This is a genomic window from Winogradskyella maritima (genome assembly GCF_042650215.1).
In the GTDB taxonomy this organism is placed as follows: domain Bacteria; phylum Bacteroidota; class Bacteroidia; order Flavobacteriales; family Flavobacteriaceae; genus Winogradskyella; species Winogradskyella maritima.
The window spans coordinates 36,131-55,277 of record NZ_JBHSAT010000022.1; the positions used below are offsets into that span (position 1 = coordinate 36,131).

A 19,147-nucleotide genomic window follows, 5' to 3' on the forward strand; every position below is an offset into this window, starting at 1 on the left:
TAAACACTAAAAATTAATTTCCCAAACGCCTATCCGGCTGACGACGTTGTTCGTATTTTAAATCCTTCAGGAAGTTTGATTTTATACCGATAAAGAAATTCCATGAAGAACGATCACTAAAAGGTATCCAGCTAAAATTCATACGCCAACTAAGAAGGTCGCGCTCAAAACGCAATTGTGTATATGTAAATCCACGATTTAGAAAATCATAGCCCGAAGAACCGCCAACAGACCATTTAGGCGATAATTCAATATCTCCAGAAAACATTAAGGAATGAGAAGAAATACGATCATCTCTACGCGTATTGCTATAGTTTACGGCATACGCTAGGCGAACGGACCATGGAATAGTATAGTTGTACAATTCGCTTTTCTCATTCTTCTTCTCCTCGTCAGTCCGTCCTACATTATTGCTTATAATCTGATTAGAAAAATCTTGAGGCTTTCCAAATAAATCATCAGCTCGTCCACCAGAACGTAAGGATTCGTCCAAAGCATTATCATTGAGGTCGGAAGGGTCTTTGCCACTAAAGCTTTCATTGTTTAGCGTATATGAAATATTCATATTAGCGGATGTTAATCTGAACAGACTACCGCCATTATTAATATTAAAGGTATTGATTTTATTGTTATTTCGGTCTAAGGCATAAGGATCTAAAGTTGCACCAAAGTTGATACTCATTTTGTTATTGAGAATCTGTGTGCCACCGCTCATTCTAACAGGAGCGAAATTGAGACTGTCGGCAGCCAAATCGTAGGCCGTAGAAAAATTAAGGTTATTGATAAGAATGATTTTTTTCGGCTCAGCATTGACGTCCGTAGAATCCTTCGGTCTAAGTTTGGCTTCAATATTATTACCCAAACCAAACCCTATGGAACTGGAATACCGATTGCCAGGTGCTCCAAACAAGCCATTTTGAAAACGGGTGAATTCCACTTGATCCGATGTAGTACCATCCGCATCAATAATATCAAATGTTTCGTAATACTGATCAAAAGCTGGTGTCACCGTATAGCTTAAGCTAGGACGCACAACATGCCTAATTTTCTGAATTCTTGGGTCTTTTTTGCCGCCTTTGGTGAAATCGAACATACCATAAAGCGTTGTTCCAACACTTGTACTAAAATTGTACGTTCTAAACGCATCAAAGCCTTTGACATCTTCTGTCACAACTTCTTCATTAACTGTATCGAAAAATCGATTTATAGTATTTAGAGTCCATGTTTCCTGAAAGGAACTACTTGCAGTAACACTAAAATAATCGAACACCTTAAAGTTGGTTGCGATTGGAATGTTATGTTGCATGCCAGCCAAGGCGTCTTCAAACATTTCGCTTTTTCCGAACAATGAATCCGTTGTACTAATACGGTATTCCGCTCTGGAATTATATTGTAAGTTGATATTCTGAATAATCCCTTTCTTGGTACCTGTTTTTGGTGCGAAAGGATAAATTCGACTCACAGAAGCTTGAAGTGTTGGCAAGGTTAAATCAATGCTTTCGGTTTGAGTGTTTTGTCGATGTGTTGCCGCTAAATTTAAATTGACTTGCGGTTCACCCTGAAAACTTTTAGAATAAGACACCGAAGAGGCTAAGGTATTATTCAAGAAATTAGACTGGTTTAACTGATTAATGGATTGCTGATAGTATTGGCTACTTCCTAAGTTTACCGAAGCAGAGAAACGCGAACTCGGATTGGCTTTGCCATCTTGCGCATGAGACCATCTTATGTTGTATATTTTATTCTGTGCAAAGTCGGGGAAACCACGTTCGCTATTCAATAAATTCTCATATCTAAAACTAAAGTTACCGCTAAAACGATAGCGCACTGCATAATTGCTTTCAGCTCTAAATCCATAACTGCCATTGGTGTAATAGTCACCAAGAACCGCTAAATCAAAATAATCACTAATGGCAAAATAGTACCCTCCATTCTGAACAAAATAACCACGGTCATTTCCGGTATCCTCACCAAAGGTTGGGAAAATCACTCCAGACGTTTGATCTTTGCTCAAAGGGAAATAAGCAAACGGTAAGGCAATAGGGGTAGGGACGCCATAAATTTCCATATAGGTAGGGCCAACTACAATCTTTTTCCCTGGCACCAGTTTAATTTTTTCTGATATAAATTGATATTCGGGGTCATCCAAATCTTCCGCGGTAGTAAAACGTGCTTTTTGCATAAAGATGACAGAGTCATTTTCGCGCTTAGTTACTGGGGCAAAAATGTTCATACCGGAATCTTCGGTACGGGAATTATAAATTAGGGCTTTTCGGGTATCCGAATTAAATATGATAGAGTCGGGCTCCACCTTATTGGCGCCCTGAATAAAAACTGGTGCTTGAGAATAACCTGTGGAATCCTTCAAGCGGCCAGCATATATTAGATTAGTGTTGTTATCAATGACAATAATGCCCGCTTCAATATCCATATCCTGATATTTCACTTTGGCCTTGTCATAAAGTACAATCCGGTTCTTTTTGGCTTGTAAGGAAACATAACCCAAAGCATCATATTTAACCCGATCAGTCAACAATCCTTTTTTCTGAATGCTATCCGTTTTTACTGTATCAATCTCTTTGATATTTACGGGTGGTTTTAACAAAGAATCAACCTTCACCACCGTGGTATCTTTTGGGGTGTCTGGTTTTATAACCGGCTTTTTTGCTGGAAGCTCTTGCGCAAAGCCCAAAGTGTTGATAAGCACTGTAAAACTAAGGGCGAAAAGTATCTGGAGACTGTTGTTGCGCAAACCTTTTAAATGTATTTTTGCTAAAGTATGGCTCGGTTTTTGAAACGCCAAAATTACATATATTTTTTTGTTGATGATTTAATAAACGTATTAATCTCAGAAATTGTGGTTTTGCCTTTAAAAACTAATAATAATCCGCTTACAATGTCCGTTAAACAATGATGCAAACGACGTATAAACATTCCATAGTATTTCTAGCCTTTTTATTTATCATAGGTTTAACATCTTCTCATGCCCAGAATGACGATAAATTTGTGGTCGTGTTAGACGCAGGCCATGGTGGAAAAGATCCAGGACGACCAACTAAAAATGGGTATAAGGAAAAAACCATTGCTTTAAAAGTTGTTTTGGAGCTAGGTAAAGCCTTAGAAAAGAATCCTGATTTTAAAGTAATTTATACCAGAAAGACTGATAAGTTTTTAGAGTTACATGAACGTGCGGCTATAGCAAACAAAGCTGATGCGGATTTATTTGTTTCCATTCACTGTAATGCACATCACACTCAGGCCTATGGAACTGAAACCTATGTGTTGGGTGCAAAGAATACTGACAGGAATTTAGCAATTGCAAAAGCTGAAAATGAAGTGATTTTTCTAGAGGATAATTATGAAAAGAACTACGCTGGATTTGACCCAAGCTCACCTGAATCTACAATAGCAATTGGTATTGAGCAAGAAGTATATGTTGAACAAAGCATAATCTTAGCGAGAAAGATTGAAGATAACTTTTCAAAAAAGCTCAAGCGTAAAAGTAGAGGTCTAAAACAACTTAGCCTATGGGTTTTGCATAACACATATATGCCTAGTGTTTTGGTAGAAACAGGTTTCATAACAAATAAAAAAGAAGGCGCTTATCTTAATTCAAAATCAGGGCAAGTCAAAATTGCAAAGCAGATTGAAGACGCCATTTTAGAGTACAAAAAAGAATTAGACCAAAACGTAGGCGACTCCTTCATTTTAGATGATAAACTTGAAGACCCCATCGCATTGCCAGAGCGTGATGAGAAAATAGTCCCTGGCGTGACATTTAAAGTCCAGATTGCGGCGAGTTCTCGTGCTCTAGAGCCCAAAGGCTATAACTTTAAAGGCTTATCGGACATTTCTAGAACTAAAGTGGGTAATCTCTATAAATATTACCATGGTGCAACTTCAGATTATGGATTAATAAAAGAAATGAAGAATACCGCTGCGCTAAAAGGCTACTCATCCTGCTTTATCGTTGCCTTTAAAGACGGAAAGCAAATCAGCGTAGAAGAGGCTTTAAAATCTGCTTCAAAATAGCACTAGCTTGTCAATTAAATTGCTAATTTTGTTTTTGAACAAAGCAAATCGACCTTGAAACTATCCAGAGAAATTAAAACTGCCATTCTTGTTATAGCTGGCGTTCTCCTACTTGTTTTTATGTTTAATTTTTTAAAGGGAAGAAACCTCTTTAAAGACGAACGTAATTTCTTTACAGAATTCGACTACAATGCACTATCCAGCTCGTCACCAGTGACAATTAAAGGAAATAATGTAGGTAAAGTTGAAGACATTAAATATGATTTCGAAACCGGAAAAACCCGTGTTTCATTTTCAGTTGACCCACGACTCGAATTTTCAAAAACAAGTAAAATCAGATTGTACGAAACAGGCATCATGGGTGGTAACGCCTTAGCCATTATAGATTCATATGAAGGCGAAGTAGCAAAAGCGGGTGATTTTATTGAGTCTGAAATTCAGCCAGGCTTGGTTTCGTCCTTAAAAGAAAACTTCACAGGGTTGAGTACAAATCTGGACAAAACCTTGCGTTCGGCTGATACATTGATGATAAGTCTTAACAGCCTATTGAATGATGATACGGAAGCTGGACTAAAAACGACTATTAGCGAATTGAATAAAACGCTGACGTCGTTCCGAAGTTTATCGTTTTCCATTCAAGATGTTGTAAAACAAAACGATTCTAAAGTAGCGTCTATTTTAGAAAATTTTGATGCGGCAAGTAAAGACCTCACAAGCATTACTGATGGTTTAAAGGATGTTAAAATTGATGAGACTGTTGCGAGATTAGATAAGACTTTGGACAATGTCAATAGCCTGATGAACGACTTTAAAAATGGTGACGGCTCAATGAGTAAATTACTCAATGATGACAAGCTTTACAATAACCTCGAAGGTGCTTCAAAAGAACTGGAATTATTGCTGTTGGATATCAAATTACATCCGGCACGTTATAGAAGAATTCTTTCTAAGCGAGAAATTCCTTATGAGCCTCCGACAGAGGAACAAATCAACAACAATAAAGACGACTAGTCCATCCTAAACTATGGAATATATCCCTAACATACTTTTTGCCATTGTCTTGATTTTGGGCATTGGTTACTTTTCAAAAAATGTAAAGAAACTTATTAGAAACATTAAGCTCGGTAACGAAGTTGATGCCAGTGATAATAAATCAGAACGTTGGAAAAACGTTGTTCAAATCGCGCTTGGTCAAAGCAAAATGGTTAAACGTCCCATTGCTGGTGCATTACACGTTATTGTTTACATTGGTTTTATCATTATAAATCTCGAAGTTTTAGAAATTATAATCGATGGCTTATTCGGAACACATCGTGTGTTTACTAAAGTGTTGCCAGATTCAGTTTACGGTTTTTTAATCGGTTCGTTTGAGGTATTGGCGGTACTTGTTTTGGTATCGGTTATATTGTTTTGGACGCGCAGAAACATCATGAATATTCGTCGCTTTATTAGTAACGACCTCAAAGGATGGCCTAAAAGTGACGGTAATATTATTCTATATTTTGAAGTTGTCTTAATGTGCCTTTTTCTAATTATGAATGCTACCGATGTTCCATTTCAAACTATGGATTCTGGTAATGTAGTCAGTGGACATATCGCTTCTTGGTTTTCAGGTTTGTCTGAAGGCACCTTACATTCCATAGAACGCACCGCATGGTGGTTGCATATTGTCGGTATCCTGATTTTCTTAAACTATCTATACTTTTCGAAGCACTTACATATCATTTTAGCCTTCCCGAATGTATTTTATGGTCGTGTGACGCCAAAAGGGCAATTCAACAATTTGAAAGCCGTCACTAAAGAAGTTAAGCTAATGATGGACCCCAATGCAGATCCATTTGCAACACCTGCTGAAGATGCTGGTGATGACGAAGTCCCTGTAAAATTTGGTGCTAGTGATGTGATGGATTTATCTCGCATACAATTATTGAATGCTTATACCTGTACTGAATGCGGGCGTTGTACAAGCGAATGTCCTGCCAACCAAACAGGAAAGAAACTCTCCCCACGAAAAATAATGATGGATACGAGAGACCGTTTGGAAGAAGTCGGGAAAAACATTGACGCCAATAAAGGTGAATATGTGTCTGACGGAAAACAACTCTTAGGTGATTACATAACGCATGAGGAATTATGGGCCTGTACCACGTGTAACGCTTGTGTTGAGGCTTGTCCGGTGAGTATCGATCCATTGTCTATTATCATGGATATGCGTCGTTACTTGGTGATGGAAGAAAGTGCAGCGCCAATGGAATTGAACAATATGATGACCAATATAGAAAACAACGGTGCGCCTTGGCCTTATAACCAACAAGACCGTTTGAATTGGGCTAAGGAATAATACAAATTCAAAGTTCAAGTTCAAGGTTTGTGAAAAATCAGCTTTGAACTTAGAACCATAAACTTTGAAGTAACGATTATGAGCGAAGAATTGAAAGTGCCAACCATGGCAGACTTTATGGCCGAAGGCAAACAACCCGAAATACTTTTCTGGGTTGGTTCAGCCGGAAGCTATGATGATAGAGCAAAGAAGATCTCAAAGGCTTTTGTAAAGCTGTTGAATAATGCAGGTGTTGATTTTGCCGTATTGGGTGCCGAAGAAAGCAATACGGGCGATGTGGCTAAGCGTGCGGGGAACGAATTCTTGTTTCAGATGCAAGCCATGATGAATATTGAGGTATTGAATGCTTACGAAATTAAGCGTATTGTCACTTGCGATCCACATTCTTTCAACTGTATTAAAAACGAATACCCTGGACTTGGTGGTAATTATGAGGTTTTACACCATACACAATTCATCAAGGAGCTAATCGATAACGGTAGACTTTCAGTTAAAGGCGATACTTTTAAAGGCAAACGTATTACGTTTCATGACCCTTGTTATTTAGGTCGTGCTAATAGCGAATATGATGCACCAAGAACCGTACTTCAAAACACCAATGCCAATTTGGTGGAGATGAAGAAGAATAAAAACTTTGCCATGTGTTGTGGTGCAGGTGGCGCACAAATGTTTAAAGAACCTGAAAAAGGGGATAAAGACGTAAATGTTTTGCGAACTGAGCAAGCCTTGGAAACCACGCCTGATATCATTGCAACGGGTTGTCCATATTGCAATACCATGATGACCGATGGCGTTAAAGCCAAAGAAAAGGAGGGAAGCATTCAAGTTTTGGATGTGGCGGAGTTGATAGCGCAAGACCAGTAACCATTAAATTTAGACTTCTTGGATTCTAAGATGTTGCAGACCGCTCTTAGGAACGGACTAATATTCACTGCTTTGCTTTTGGTGTTGACCTATTTTAAAAATGGCCAAATAAACTGGGTTTATGCACCACTCTGGTTTTTGTTCTTTGCGGGAACTGGAGCCTTACGCTATTACTACTTTAACAAGAATAAAACTGAAGATTGATTTATGTTCGTAGATTTTGATACGTTACCCGAAGAATCCCGAGTTTGGATATACCAAGCCAACCGTTCGTTTTCGCCTGAAGAAATTTCAGAAATTGAAGACAAACTAAAAGTATTTTTAGAAGCTTGGACAGCACATGGTCAAGATTTACAAGCTGGTTATAAGTTTGTTTATAAGCGCTTTATAGTGATTGCCTTAAATCAAAATTTGAATATGGCTACAGGCTGTTCCATCGATGCTTCAGTTCGATTTATTCAGCAACTTGAGCAAGACTATAACGTCGATTTAATGGACAAAATGAACGTATCTTACAAACAAGGTGAGTTCATTGCCTACAAGCCATTGATGGATTTTAAAAAGATGGCAAAGCAAAAAGCAGTATCTAAAAATACCATCGTATTTAATAATTTGGTGACTAACATTGCAGAATTTAAGGAGAACTGGGAAGTGCCTGCCAGTGAAAGTTGGCATAATCGCTTTTTGAAATAGAGATTTTTCAATAGTAGCCATATATTTTTAAGAATATCACACTCATCTTTACTTTCATTTCTAATTTGAAATAGCCATTTTTACTGCACTATGGCAACGGACATTTTTCTACTCAACATTTCAGGACAAGATAAACCAGGTTTAACCTCGACTCTTACAGGTGTTTTGGCGGAATACGGCGCCAAAGTATTGGATATTGGTCAAGCAAATATTCACGACACCTTGTCTTTGGGTATTCTTTTCGAAATTAAGGCCGGTAAAAAATCTGCTGGTGTTCTTAAGGATTTATTGTTTAAGAGTTATGAATTGGGCATCACAGCGAAGTTCAGTCCAATTACCCTTGAGGATTACGAGCATTGGGTAACACTTCAAGGTAAAGACCGTTACATTGTGACCATTCTTGGCAAGAAACTAGCGGCCGAACAGATTTCTGAGGTTACAAAAATTCTCTCTGATAGAAATCTTAATATCGATTCTATTAAGCGCTTGACAGGTAGGACGTCATTGGTAAAAACGGATACTATGCCTCGTGCTTCCATTCAATTGTCTATTAGAGGAAAAATTGAGGACAAGGCTGAACTTACAGAACAGTTTATGCAAGTTTCAAAACGCCTAGATGTGGATATTGCTTTTCAGGAGGATAGTATCTTCAGACGTAACCGACGCTTGGTATGTTTTGATATGGATTCAACATTAATTCAAACTGAAGTCATAGACGAGTTGGCTGAATTGGCTGGGGTTGGAGAAGAAGTAAAGGCTATTACAGAATCAGCCATGCAAGGGGAAATTGATTTCAATGAAAGCTTTAAACGCCGAATGAAATTACTCAAGGGACTTCCAGAATCCGAATTACAAAACGTCGCAGAAAATTTACCTATAACTAAAGGTGCGAGACGACTTATCGATACGTTGCATAGTTATGGATTCAAAACAGCAATATTATCAGGTGGGTTTACCTATTTTGGGAATTATCTCAAAGAAAAATTGGATATCGATTATGTACACGCCAATACGCTTGAAATTAAGGATGGCGTGCTAACTGGAAATTATATCGGTGACATTGTGGATGGCCAGAAAAAAGCAGAACATTTACAGGCACTAGCCGATGAGCTTGGTTTAGATATTGGACAAACCATTGCGGTTGGTGACGGCGCTAATGATATGCCAATGCTGAATTTGGCAGGCTTAGGTATTGCTTATCACGCCAAGCCAAAAGTTAGGGATTCAGCCCAAAGTTCTATTTCTAACGTCGATTTAGATGGGGTGCTCTATTTGTTGGGCTATCATGATAGGCACATCGATTTGGTGGATTGAGCACATTGAGTTTTTTATTGAGCGCTTGTTAATTAAAGTCTTCATAAATCCCTCATAAAGTCCTTTAATCTTCAAACCACTTATGCTATTTTGGCATAGTATTCGTTATACATACGTAAATGTCAAAACCCCTCTAAATGCGATATAGCTTAACACTTCTTATATATTTTTTCGTACACATTAGTTTCTCCCAAACCAATCCGTTGGATAATCCTTTACTAGCGGACGACCTTGCTGGTCAAAAACAGTGGGTTGATAGCGTTTATAATCAGATGAGCCTTAAAGAAAAAGTAGGGCAATTGTTTATGGTTCAGGTATATTCTGAAAAGAAAAATTTAGACGAAACTAAGATTGTAAACCTTATTAAGAACGAACACATCGGTGGGATTATTTACACCAACGGTGGCCCTTATCGTCAAGCACGTTTAAATAACGATTTACAGTATACTTCAAAAATCCCATTGCTTATTGGAATGGACGCCGAATGGGGGTTGAGCATGCGTTTAGACTCTACCTATGCGTTTCCTTGGAATATGACTTTGGGCGCTATTTCAGACAATGACTTAATCAGAAGGACAGGCAAGTATATCGGAGAGCACTGTAAACGTCTAGGCGTGCATTTTAATTTTGCACCGGTTGTAGATATTAACACAAACCCTAAGAACCCTATTATTGGCAATCGCTCTTTTGGGGAAGACCGAGATAATGTTACCGAAAAAGGCTTAGCCTTTATGAAAGGCATGCAAAGCGCCGGTGTTTTGGCCAACGCAAAGCATTTCCCAGGTCATGGTGATACGGATAAAGATTCCCACCACACTTTACCAACTATTAATTTCTCTGAAAAGCGTATCGATTCAGTAGAATTATATCCTTACCGAAAACTCATAAACGAAGGCTTATCTAGTGTAATGGTTGCACACCTTAACGTACCGAGTTTGGAATCACGTGAGGGTTACCCTTCATCCTTATCAAAACATATTGTCACCGACATTCTAAAGGAGAAATTGGGCTTTCAAGGCCTAATCTTTACGGATGCCTTAACCATGAAGGGTGCGGCCGATTTTGCAGAAACTGGGGATATTGATTTGGCATCCTTTATGGCAGGTAACGATGTTATGTTAATGTCTGTAGATGTAGCTAAAGGCGCCACTAAAATACGAAACGCTGTTGAAGATGGAAGAATATCAAAAGAGCGACTAGCTCATTCTGTAAAGAAAATATTAATGGCTAAGTACAAAGTCGGATTGAATAATTACAAGCCGATTAACATCTTTAATTTGGCGACAGATTTAAACCGAATTACTGATGATGCCTTGTATGAGGATTTAATGGAAAATGCAATTACTGTTTTGAAAAGCGAATCAGGTATACTTCCAATCCGTCAATTAGAAACTAAAAAAATTGCTTACGTTCAATTAGGAAGTGATGATGGCTCGGCATTTTATAACGAATTGAAAAAGTATACCAAGGTTCACAAAGTTGATGCAAAAAGTTTAACAGAGACTTTAAAGTCACTTCAAAATTATAATACCGTTATTATTGGGTTTCATAAGCCGAATGAAAATCCGTGGCAAGGCTATAAGTTTACGACGAAAGATAAAACCTGGATTCAGGAAATAGCGCGCCAGCATAATGTTATCCTAGATGTTTTTGCAATGCCTTATGCTTTGATGGATTTGTCAACTATTGAAAATATTGAAGGCATCGTTATGAGTTATCAAAACTCGGAAATCGCTCAGCAGAAATCGGCTCAGGTTATTTTTGGAGCTGTCGGTGCTAAAGGTAAGTTACCTGTATCAACGGCGCCACATTTTAATGAAGGTGATGGCTTAAGATATAACAGCATTTTGAGGCTAAGCTACGGAGTGCCAGAAGGTGTAGGCATCGATTCCAAGCGTTTAGCGAAGATAGATTCCGTAGCCCAACGTGCAGTAGATTTAAAAATGACGCCAGGTATTCAATTATTAGTGGCTCGCAAGGGAAAAGTAGTTTACAGTAAAAACTTTGGACAACATACCTACGAGGGTAAAAAAAAAGTAGAATTCGATGATGTCTATGATGTTGCTTCGCTTACCAAAATCCTAGCAACCTTACCACTTTTGATGGAATTGGAGGAAAAAAAAACGCTTTCGCTCAATTCTAAACTAGGAAGCCTCCTTCCAAAATTCAAAAACACCAACAAAGCGAATGTAACGTTGAAGCAAATGCTATCGCATTATGCACGTTTAAAGCCGTGGGTGCCATTTTATACGGCTACGTTGGATACGGTATCCAATATGCCATCAAGAAAATACTATCGTAAAGAAAAGTCTGACTTGTATTCAGTTGAAGTGACCAATAATCTTTTTATGCGCAAGGATTACCAAGATTCAATCCAGAAAGTTATTCGGGAATCAGATTTATTATCACGTTTACGTTATCGCTATAGTGATTTACCCTATTATATTTTGAAAAATTATATAGAAGATTATTACGATAAAGGTTTGGATGAATTGGTTCAGGATCATTTTTACCAATCACTCGGTGCCAATTATACCACTTATAATCCAAGGGATAAATTTAGTTTGAAGAAAATCGTTCCGACCGAGATAGACAATTACTACCGCTACCAAAAAGTGCATGGTTATGTGCATGACATGGGAGCGGCCATGCAAAACGGAGTTGGCGGTCATGCAGGTGTGTTTAGTAATGCCAATGATGTTGCCAAGATTATGCAGATGTACTTGCAAAAAGGCTTCTATGGTGGTGAACGCTATTTAAATGCGGAGACCATTGATAAGTTTAATTTTTGCTATTATTGTAAAAACAATAATAGGCGTGGTATTGGTTTTGACAAGCCACAGCTCGGTGATTCGGGACCAACTTGTGGCTGTCTATCAATGAAAAGCTTTGGGCATTCAGGTTTTACAGGGACGTATGCCTGGGCGGACCCTGATGAAGAAATCGTATATGTTTTTCTAGCCAACAGAACCTATCCCGTAGCTGGTAAAAACTTGTTATTACGTGAAAATGTAAGAACGGAGATTCAGCGACTTATCTATGAATCCATTATAGAATAACTTTCTTCAATAGTTAAAATAGAATTAAAGCATCATTTTTAAGATTGAAGAATTAGTGTGTTGCTTAACTTAGGGGTCTAATTCAACTTCAATCAATCCATGAAAATAGGAATTGTCTGTTATCCAACCTTTGGAGGAAGTGGCGTTGTGGCTACAGAACTCGGATTGGAACTCTCAAAACGTGGTCATCAAATCCATTTTATCACCTATAAACAACCGGTACGTCTAGAACTTCTAAGTTCAAACTTACATTTTCATGAAGTACATGTGCCAGAATATCCACTATTTCATTACCAACCTTATGAATTGGCGTTGTCCAGCAAACTAGTAGACATGGTGAAGTTTCATGGTATGGAATTGCTGCATGTGCACTATGCCATTCCTCATGCCTATGCCGCGTACATGGCACAACAAATGTTGAAAGATGAAGGTATTTTAATCCCTATCGTTACTACACTTCATGGTACCGATATCACTTTAGTTGGAAGTCACCCATTTTACAAACCTGCCGTAGCTTTTAGCATTAATAAGTCGGATGCTGTTACGTCGGTTTCTGAAAGTTTGAAGAAGGACACCTTAAGACTATTCAATATTACACAAGATATTCAGGTAATCCCGAATTTTATAGACATACAAAAACACCAACATAGCTTTACGGACTGTCAACGCAGTATGATGGCGAGTGATGACGAAGTCATTCTAACGCACATAAGTAATTTTAGGGAAGTAAAGAATATTCCAGATGTTGTGGAGATTTTCTACCGTGTTCAGAAGGAAATTCCTGCAAAGCTCATGATGGTCGGTGAAGGGCCTGAAAGGATTGTTGCAGAAGAAATGGTGGACAAATTAGGTATTACTGAAAAGGTGGTCTTTTTTGGAAACAGCAATGAAATTGACCGCATTTTATGTTTTAGTGATTTATTCCTGTTGCCATCACAAACCGAGAGTTTTGGTTTGGCAGCTTTGGAGGCTATGGCTTCTGGTGTTCCTGTGATTTCTTCAAATGCTGGTGGTCTACCTGAAGTTAATGTCAACAGTTATTCAGGTTATTTAAGTGATGTGGGAGATATAGACAGTATGGCCAAGAATGCGCTTCATATTTTAAAAGATGCTGAGACACTTTCAAAATTTAAAGAAAACGCCAAACTGCAATCCTTAAAGTTTGATTTACAAGCGATTGTTCCAGAGTATGAGGCCTTCTATGAAAACACCCTGAAGCAATATTTAATGGTTTCGAAATAGTATTTAATCTTCCTTAAAATTTTGAATTATGGTATTGGCTTGCTCTAGTTCTGCTTCTGTAGGACTATCCAATCCTTGCTCATCTATGCCATCGGGTTCAAAACTTAGCGTGGCCACCATAGGAAAGTGGTCTGACCCTATATCTTCTCCCAAAGAGAGACTTTTAATTCTAAACTCATCTGAAATAAATATATGGTCCAAAGGCCAGCGCATTAAAACATTTTTAGCGTTAAAAGTATTATAAAGTCCACGTCCGATCCGCGCATCCGACAAACGACTTACAGACTGAAACAATCTTGAAGTTTGCGACCAGGCAACGTCATTAAAATCGCCCAATACGATAACAGGTAAGTCAGAATCTAAACTTTTTTTGGCAATCATCATCATTTCCGCATCTCTATCGGTTGATGTTGGATTTTCCTGAGGCATTGGTGGAGTTGGGTGAATAGAATAGAGTTGTATAAGGCTTCCGTCTTTTAAGGATACTTTGGTATGAATTGAAGGAACACTGTCACTCACTAAAAATTTTACTTCAGGATTGATAAGTGGAAGTTTTGAGTACATCAAAATACCATAAGTATTGTCTAGCGGATATTCTACCTTTTCTGTATATGATGCAGGAAGCGCCTTTCGGATTTCATTTTGCCAAATGGTATTAGTTTCAGTAAAAACCATAATGTCAGCATCTTCTTTGAGCATATCCTTTATGGCTTTTTCATAATCTTCATTTTTTTGAAGAACATTCGCGGCATAGAGTTTTAATGAAGATTTGGGATTTGATGAAGCATTCAGTACTTCATAGTCGCTAAATTCTGTGTAAGGATAAATCTTCTGTAACTGCCAAACAAAGCAAAAGAGAAGGAATCCCGCAAAGATATAATCACCGTAAAAACGAAAATCAAACTTTATAAAGTAAAGGAGAAGTGCCAATAACGTCAGACCCGTAAGTTGTAAATGTGGATAATCAAACATCCTAACCCACCAATAGTCGGCGCTAATGTATGGCATGAAAGTGAGGATGATAGCGATAACGCCAAAAATGAAAAGTCCTGTTCTTAGTTTTGAATCCATTCTGAAAAATATAATATATTTTCAGCTTTATAACAGGTTGTGGCTATACTGGCAAAACGTTTTGTCGAATGGGCTAACTTTATTGAGTAAATTTTATTTTTGCTACAAATTGTTGCAATCATTACTATCAATATTAGTTATATTTCGACTAAATTAAATATCCCCAAATAACGCCTCAATAATTGAATTTCCAACGTATACAAGAAAAGCTAAAAATCTTGGCCGATGCTGCCAAGTATGATGTCTCGTGTTCCTCTAGCGGTAGTAAACGAAGAAATGTCAATAAAGGGCTAGGGGACTCCTCAGGTATGGGGATTTGTCATTCTTATACTGAGGACGGGCGTTGTGTTTCTCTATTAAAGATCTTATTGACCAATCATTGTATTTTCGATTGTGCCTATTGCGTTACCCGAAAAAGCAACGATATAAAACGTGCGGCCTTTAAGGTTCAGGAAGTGGTGGATTTAACCATCAATTTCTATCGCCGAAACTATATTGAAGGCCTTTTCCTTAGTTCTGGAATTTTCAAAAATGCGGATTATACCATGGAGCGCTTGGTCGCTGTGGCCAAAAAATTACGATTGGAAGAAAATTTCAATGGCTACATTCACTTAAAATCAATACCAGGGGCGTCGGATGAGTTAATGCGGGAAGCAGGGCTATACGCAGACCGCTTAAGTGTTAATATTGAAATACCTACCGAAAAAGGACTAAAACTCTTAGCGCCCGATAAAAATCGAAAGGATTTTATTAAACCAATGGAAAAGGTAAAGAATGAAATTATTCAGTTTAAGGCGGAAAAGAAAATCATTAAAAGCACCCCGAAGTATGCACCTGGCGGACAAAGTACTCAAATGATTATTGGAGCGACCAATGAAAGTGATTTTGAGATTATGAAAACTTCGGATGATTTTTATAAAAATTATAACCTGAAGCGGGTATACTATTCAGGCTATGTGCCAATTTCTTATGATTCGCGTTTACCTCAAATTGGGACTGAAGTACCCATGATGCGCGAGAATCGTTTATATCAAACCGACTGGCTGATGCGTTTTTATGGATTTGAAATGAGTGAAATCCTTAATGATAACCATCGTAATCTCGATTTGGATATTGACCCAAAACTGGGCTGGGCACTTCGGAATATGGAGCATTTCCCAGTAGATGTAAATACTGCGGACAAACGTATGTTGGCTCGTATTCCCGGTTTGGGAATGAAATCTGTTTACAAAATCTTAAATGCTAGAAAATACCGACGATTAAATTGGGAGCATCTCAAAAAGATAGGCGTAGCTTTAAATCGTGCGCAATATTTTATGACTTGTGACTCGCGCGAATTCATTTCTAAAGATTTATCGCCCTATCAAATCAAGGATTTAATATTGAAAAATTCTACTAGCAAATACCGAAAAACTTTCAGCAATCAATTGAGTTTGTTTTAAATGGCTGTGTCTTTAAAATACGATGGCTCTTTTGAAGGGTTTTTAACCGCTGTGTTTGATATCTATGACCTCAAGTTGACATTATTTGATTTCATCCATCCTAAGCACGGCGAGGTTAATCTTTTTAATGAGATTCATGACGTGATTACTGACGAAGAAAAATCGGATAGAGTTTGGAAAGGGATAGAGCAGTATTTCTCAAAAAAGGGGAGGAGTCGACTTTATTACACTTTTCTTAGTGAACAAAAGGATATTGAGAATGTATTGTTTGAAACTATTGCTTATGCTTTTAAAAGCAAGACCAACATAGAAAACGACTTCACATATTCTGCGGTTTTAAAAGTGGCTCAAATGGCACGTTCCGTTCATCGAGAAAAGCATCGTATGGAAGCTTTTGTACGTTTCAAACTCACCAAGGACAATATTTATTTTTCTGCCGTAACTCCTGATTTTAATGTCTTGCCATTGATTTCAAAACATTTTGAAAAACGCTACGCCGACCAGCAGTGGTTAATTTATGATTTGGAACGTCAATTCGGGTTGTTTTATAATCTTGAAAAAGTTGAAATCGTCTCTATGGATTTACCTAAATCCTTGGATGTCTCTAAAACCGATGCTTCAACTTTTACCGAAGAGGAACTGGATTTTCAGCAGTTATGGAAAGATTATTTTAATAGCACAAATATTGAATCGCGTAAAAACATGAAACTTCATATTCGTCACGTGCCCAAACGCTATTGGAAATACTTGTCCGAAAAGCAACCTTAGGTCAAATGCATCAAACAAAGGTGTCATTCGACTAATATCATCTTTAAGAATTTTACACCTTTCGAAAAAATTTATTCCATGGCAATTCTAGGCTCAATAATAAAAGGTGTAATCGATATAAAGGATTCATTCACGAGTGAACCCAATCATATTGAAAATCAGGAAAATGTACTGAAACAATTATTAGAAACTGCGAAGGATACGCAATTCGGAAAATATTATTTGTTTGAAGGCATTCTAAATGCCGATAATATTTCAGAAGCCTTTGCTCGCCAAGTCCCTTATTTTGATTACAATTCTATAAATGATGCTTGGTGGTCTAAACTTCATAAGGGCGAAACCAATGTAACTTGGCCAGGTAGCCCTTCATATTTTGCACTAAGTTCTGGGACTACAGGAAAAACAAGTAAACGTATTCCTGTTACGGATGAAATGATTTCTGCCATTAGAGATGCCGGAATAAAACAAGTTTTTGCGCTAAGCAATTTCGATTTACCAGCAGATTTTTTTGAAAAGGAAATGATGATGTTGGGCAGTTCTACGGATTTAGACGAAAAGGAAAGTCATAAAGAAGGTGAAATCAGTGGCATCAGCGCCAGTAATATCCCATCATGGTTCAAAAGCTATTATAAGCCTGGAGAAGATATTGCGCAAATAGATGATTGGGACGAACGGGTAGAAGCCATTGTAAAACGAGCTAAAGAATGGGATATTGGTGCATTAAGCGGAATTCCATCTTGGATAGAATTAATGTTGCAAGAAGTGATTAAACATCACAATTTGAATAACATTCATGAGATTTGGCCAAATTTACAAGTCTATACTTCAGGAGGAGTTGCTTTTGGGCCCTATGAAAAAAGCTTTAATGCCTTGATGGGTAAGCCGATTACCGTTATTGATACCTATCTCGCTTCGGAAGGCTATATCGCTACACAAGTTCGACCAGAAACCGACGCTATGCAACTGAATACGGATAATGGCATCTATTTTGAATTTGTACCGTTTAAGCCAGAATACATTAATGAAGATGGAAGTTTAACACAGGATGCGCCAGCTTTGACATTAAGGGATGTTGAACTAGACCAAGATTATGTTCTCATCATATCAACGGTTAGTGGTGCTTGGCGCTATTTAATTGGGGATACCATTGAGTTTACAGATGTTAAACGTGCTGAAATTAAAATCACGGGACGTACAAAGTTCTTTTTAAATACAGTAGGTTCACAGTTGTCCGTGAATAAGATGGATACTGCCATCAGGGAACTAGAAGAAGAATTTGATATAAAAATTCCAGAGTATACCATTTGTGCCAAACGCGGTGAAGACGATGAATTTTACCATTTTTGGTATTTGGGAACCGATGCTGAAAATACAGATAATAAGGCATTGTCAGAAGCATTGGATACCAGTCTAAAAAATGCCAATAAAAATTACAAGGTCGCTCGTACTAAAGCACTTCATGGCGTGAAGGTAAATACTGTTCCTCCAAGTAAATTCCACGACTGGAATGGGAAAAATAAGAAAAAAGGAGGGCAAGTAAAAATGGAACGTGTTATGGGCGAAGATAAGTTTGCCGAATGGGAGGCTTTCGTCAGTTAACTTAGAACGGTGTCTCTATTCTGTACTAGTTCCATAATTTCTTCTGGAGATAAGTAGTATTTTTTAATGCGCTCAACATATTTGGGGTCTATGTCGGCGTGATTCAAAATAAAATCTTTTGTTTTTAATATATAGTCTTCCATGCCTTGTTGAATGGCATAACTGTCGGCAGTACGTTCTGCTTCAACGATGTGGGATTCGAATAAAAGATACCTAACACCGAAATCAATAAGATTCCAATTACTTCGGTTTTGATAATCCATAACATGACCCAACTCATGGCCAATCCAACCGATAAATATATCCGATGGAATATCCTTTGTTTTAAATGATTTTCCTGAAATCTTAAAACGTTCAGACATCAAGATGATATAGCTTCGAGATGACCGTGGTTTAAAAAAACTACCCCAAGTCGGTTGTGCCTGCATGGTAGATTTCTTAATATTCTTCTTAAATAAAAATCGAATTGGAACATCCTTTAACTGCGGGTAATAAGACAAGGCCTTTTCAATTTCTGGCCTTACGGATTCTGGTATATCGTGAATGTGGTTATTATTGTTTGTCATAGTTTATAAGATAAGAAAAAGCCAAGATGGACACAAAAATGAGATGCTAAAATTAGTATAAAATCCAAGGCATTTATGTCGGGCTCCGATAGAACAAAAGCTTTATTGATTAGGACAAATAGAACACTTTGAATGTTTGTAATTTGAGATGAAATA

14 protein-coding genes are annotated in these 19,147 nt (G+C 37.8%); 11 read left to right on the forward strand and 3 right to left on the reverse strand.

The genetic code is table 11. The annotated features are described in order from the left end of the window. Positions 1 to 13 precede the first annotated feature (13 nt). Positions 14 to 2,803 carry a putative LPS assembly protein LptD gene (locus tag ACFOSX_RS12100; RefSeq protein ID WP_386101417.1) on the reverse strand — a complete coding sequence of 930 codons (2,790 nt, stop codon included), beginning with the start codon at positions 2,801 to 2,803 and terminating at the stop codon, positions 14 to 16. A 107-nt stretch (positions 2,804 to 2,910) separates the two neighbouring features. On the opposite strand from ACFOSX_RS12100, the gene ACFOSX_RS12105 reads away from it, so the two are divergent. From ACFOSX_RS12105 to bshA, 8 genes are all read left to right on the forward strand, one after another. After that, complete coding sequence (locus ACFOSX_RS12105; protein ID WP_386101420.1) at positions 2,911 to 4,032, forward strand: N-acetylmuramoyl-L-alanine amidase family protein; 1,122 nt, start codon at positions 2,911 to 2,913, stop codon at positions 4,030 to 4,032. Between the two features lie 54 nt (positions 4,033 to 4,086). Continuing rightward, positions 4,087 to 5,043 carry an MlaD family protein gene (locus ACFOSX_RS12110; RefSeq protein ID WP_386101423.1) on the forward strand — a complete coding sequence of 319 codons (957 nt, stop codon included), beginning with the start codon at positions 4,087 to 4,089 and terminating at the stop codon, positions 5,041 to 5,043. 13 nt (positions 5,044 to 5,056) lie between these two features. Next, entirely contained in the window at positions 5,057 to 6,373 is a 1,317-nt protein-coding gene (locus ACFOSX_RS12115) for a 4Fe-4S dicluster domain-containing protein (RefSeq protein ID WP_386101426.1), read from the forward strand. 78 nt (positions 6,374 to 6,451) lie between these two features. Further along, on the forward strand, positions 6,452 to 7,237 hold the full coding sequence (locus ACFOSX_RS12120) for a (Fe-S)-binding protein (protein WP_386101429.1): 786 nt from the start codon (positions 6,452 to 6,454) through the stop codon (positions 7,235 to 7,237). A 207-nt stretch (positions 7,238 to 7,444) separates the two neighbouring features. Then, positions 7,445 to 7,930 carry an ABC transporter ATPase gene (locus ACFOSX_RS12125; RefSeq protein ID WP_386101432.1) on the forward strand — a complete coding sequence of 162 codons (486 nt, stop codon included), beginning with the start codon at positions 7,445 to 7,447 and terminating at the stop codon, positions 7,928 to 7,930. A gap of 90 nt (positions 7,931 to 8,020) precedes the next feature. Next, positions 8,021 to 9,244, forward strand: a complete 1,224-nt coding sequence (serB, locus tag ACFOSX_RS12130; RefSeq protein WP_386101435.1) for a phosphoserine phosphatase SerB — start codon at positions 8,021 to 8,023, stop codon at positions 9,242 to 9,244. Between the two features lie 137 nt (positions 9,245 to 9,381). Continuing rightward, positions 9,382 to 12,303: a glycoside hydrolase family 3 N-terminal domain-containing protein gene (locus ACFOSX_RS12135; protein ID WP_386101438.1), complete on the forward strand. Its 2,922-nt coding sequence runs from the start codon at positions 9,382 to 9,384 to the stop codon at positions 12,301 to 12,303. A 99-nt stretch (positions 12,304 to 12,402) separates the two neighbouring features. Further along, a complete protein-coding gene (gene bshA / locus ACFOSX_RS12140) occupies positions 12,403 to 13,545 on the forward strand; it encodes an N-acetyl-alpha-D-glucosaminyl L-malate synthase BshA (protein WP_386101441.1) in 1,143 nt (380 codons plus the stop codon). Between the two features lie 3 nt (positions 13,546 to 13,548). On the opposite strand, the gene ACFOSX_RS12145 is transcribed toward bshA, so the two are convergent. Beyond that, complete coding sequence (locus tag ACFOSX_RS12145) at positions 13,549 to 14,616, reverse strand: endonuclease/exonuclease/phosphatase family protein (RefSeq protein ID WP_386101444.1); 1,068 nt, start codon at positions 14,614 to 14,616, stop codon at positions 13,549 to 13,551. Positions 14,617 to 14,798: 182 nt separating this feature from the next. Between ACFOSX_RS12145 and ACFOSX_RS12150 the strand changes: the two genes are divergently transcribed. From ACFOSX_RS12150 to ACFOSX_RS12160, 3 genes are all read left to right on the forward strand, one after another. Then, on the forward strand, positions 14,799 to 16,058 hold the full coding sequence (locus ACFOSX_RS12150) for a putative DNA modification/repair radical SAM protein (RefSeq protein WP_386101447.1): 1,260 nt from the start codon (positions 14,799 to 14,801) through the stop codon (positions 16,056 to 16,058). Beyond that, complete coding sequence (locus tag ACFOSX_RS12155) at positions 16,059 to 16,826, forward strand: TIGR03915 family putative DNA repair protein (protein WP_386101450.1); 768 nt, start codon at positions 16,059 to 16,061, stop codon at positions 16,824 to 16,826. A gap of 78 nt (positions 16,827 to 16,904) precedes the next feature. After that, the gene (locus tag ACFOSX_RS12160) at positions 16,905 to 18,425 is read left to right on the forward strand and encodes a GH3 family domain-containing protein (protein ID WP_386101453.1); all 1,521 of its coding nucleotides are present in this window, start codon (positions 16,905 to 16,907) and stop codon (positions 18,423 to 18,425) included. Here ACFOSX_RS12160 and ACFOSX_RS12165 read toward each other — a convergent pair. Beyond that, complete coding sequence (locus tag ACFOSX_RS12165) at positions 18,422 to 18,991, reverse strand: hypothetical protein (RefSeq protein ID WP_386101456.1); 570 nt, start codon at positions 18,989 to 18,991, stop codon at positions 18,422 to 18,424. The two genes, ACFOSX_RS12160 and ACFOSX_RS12165, sit on opposite strands and share 4 nt — an antisense overlap. Between the last annotated feature and the right edge of the window lie 156 nt (positions 18,992 to 19,147).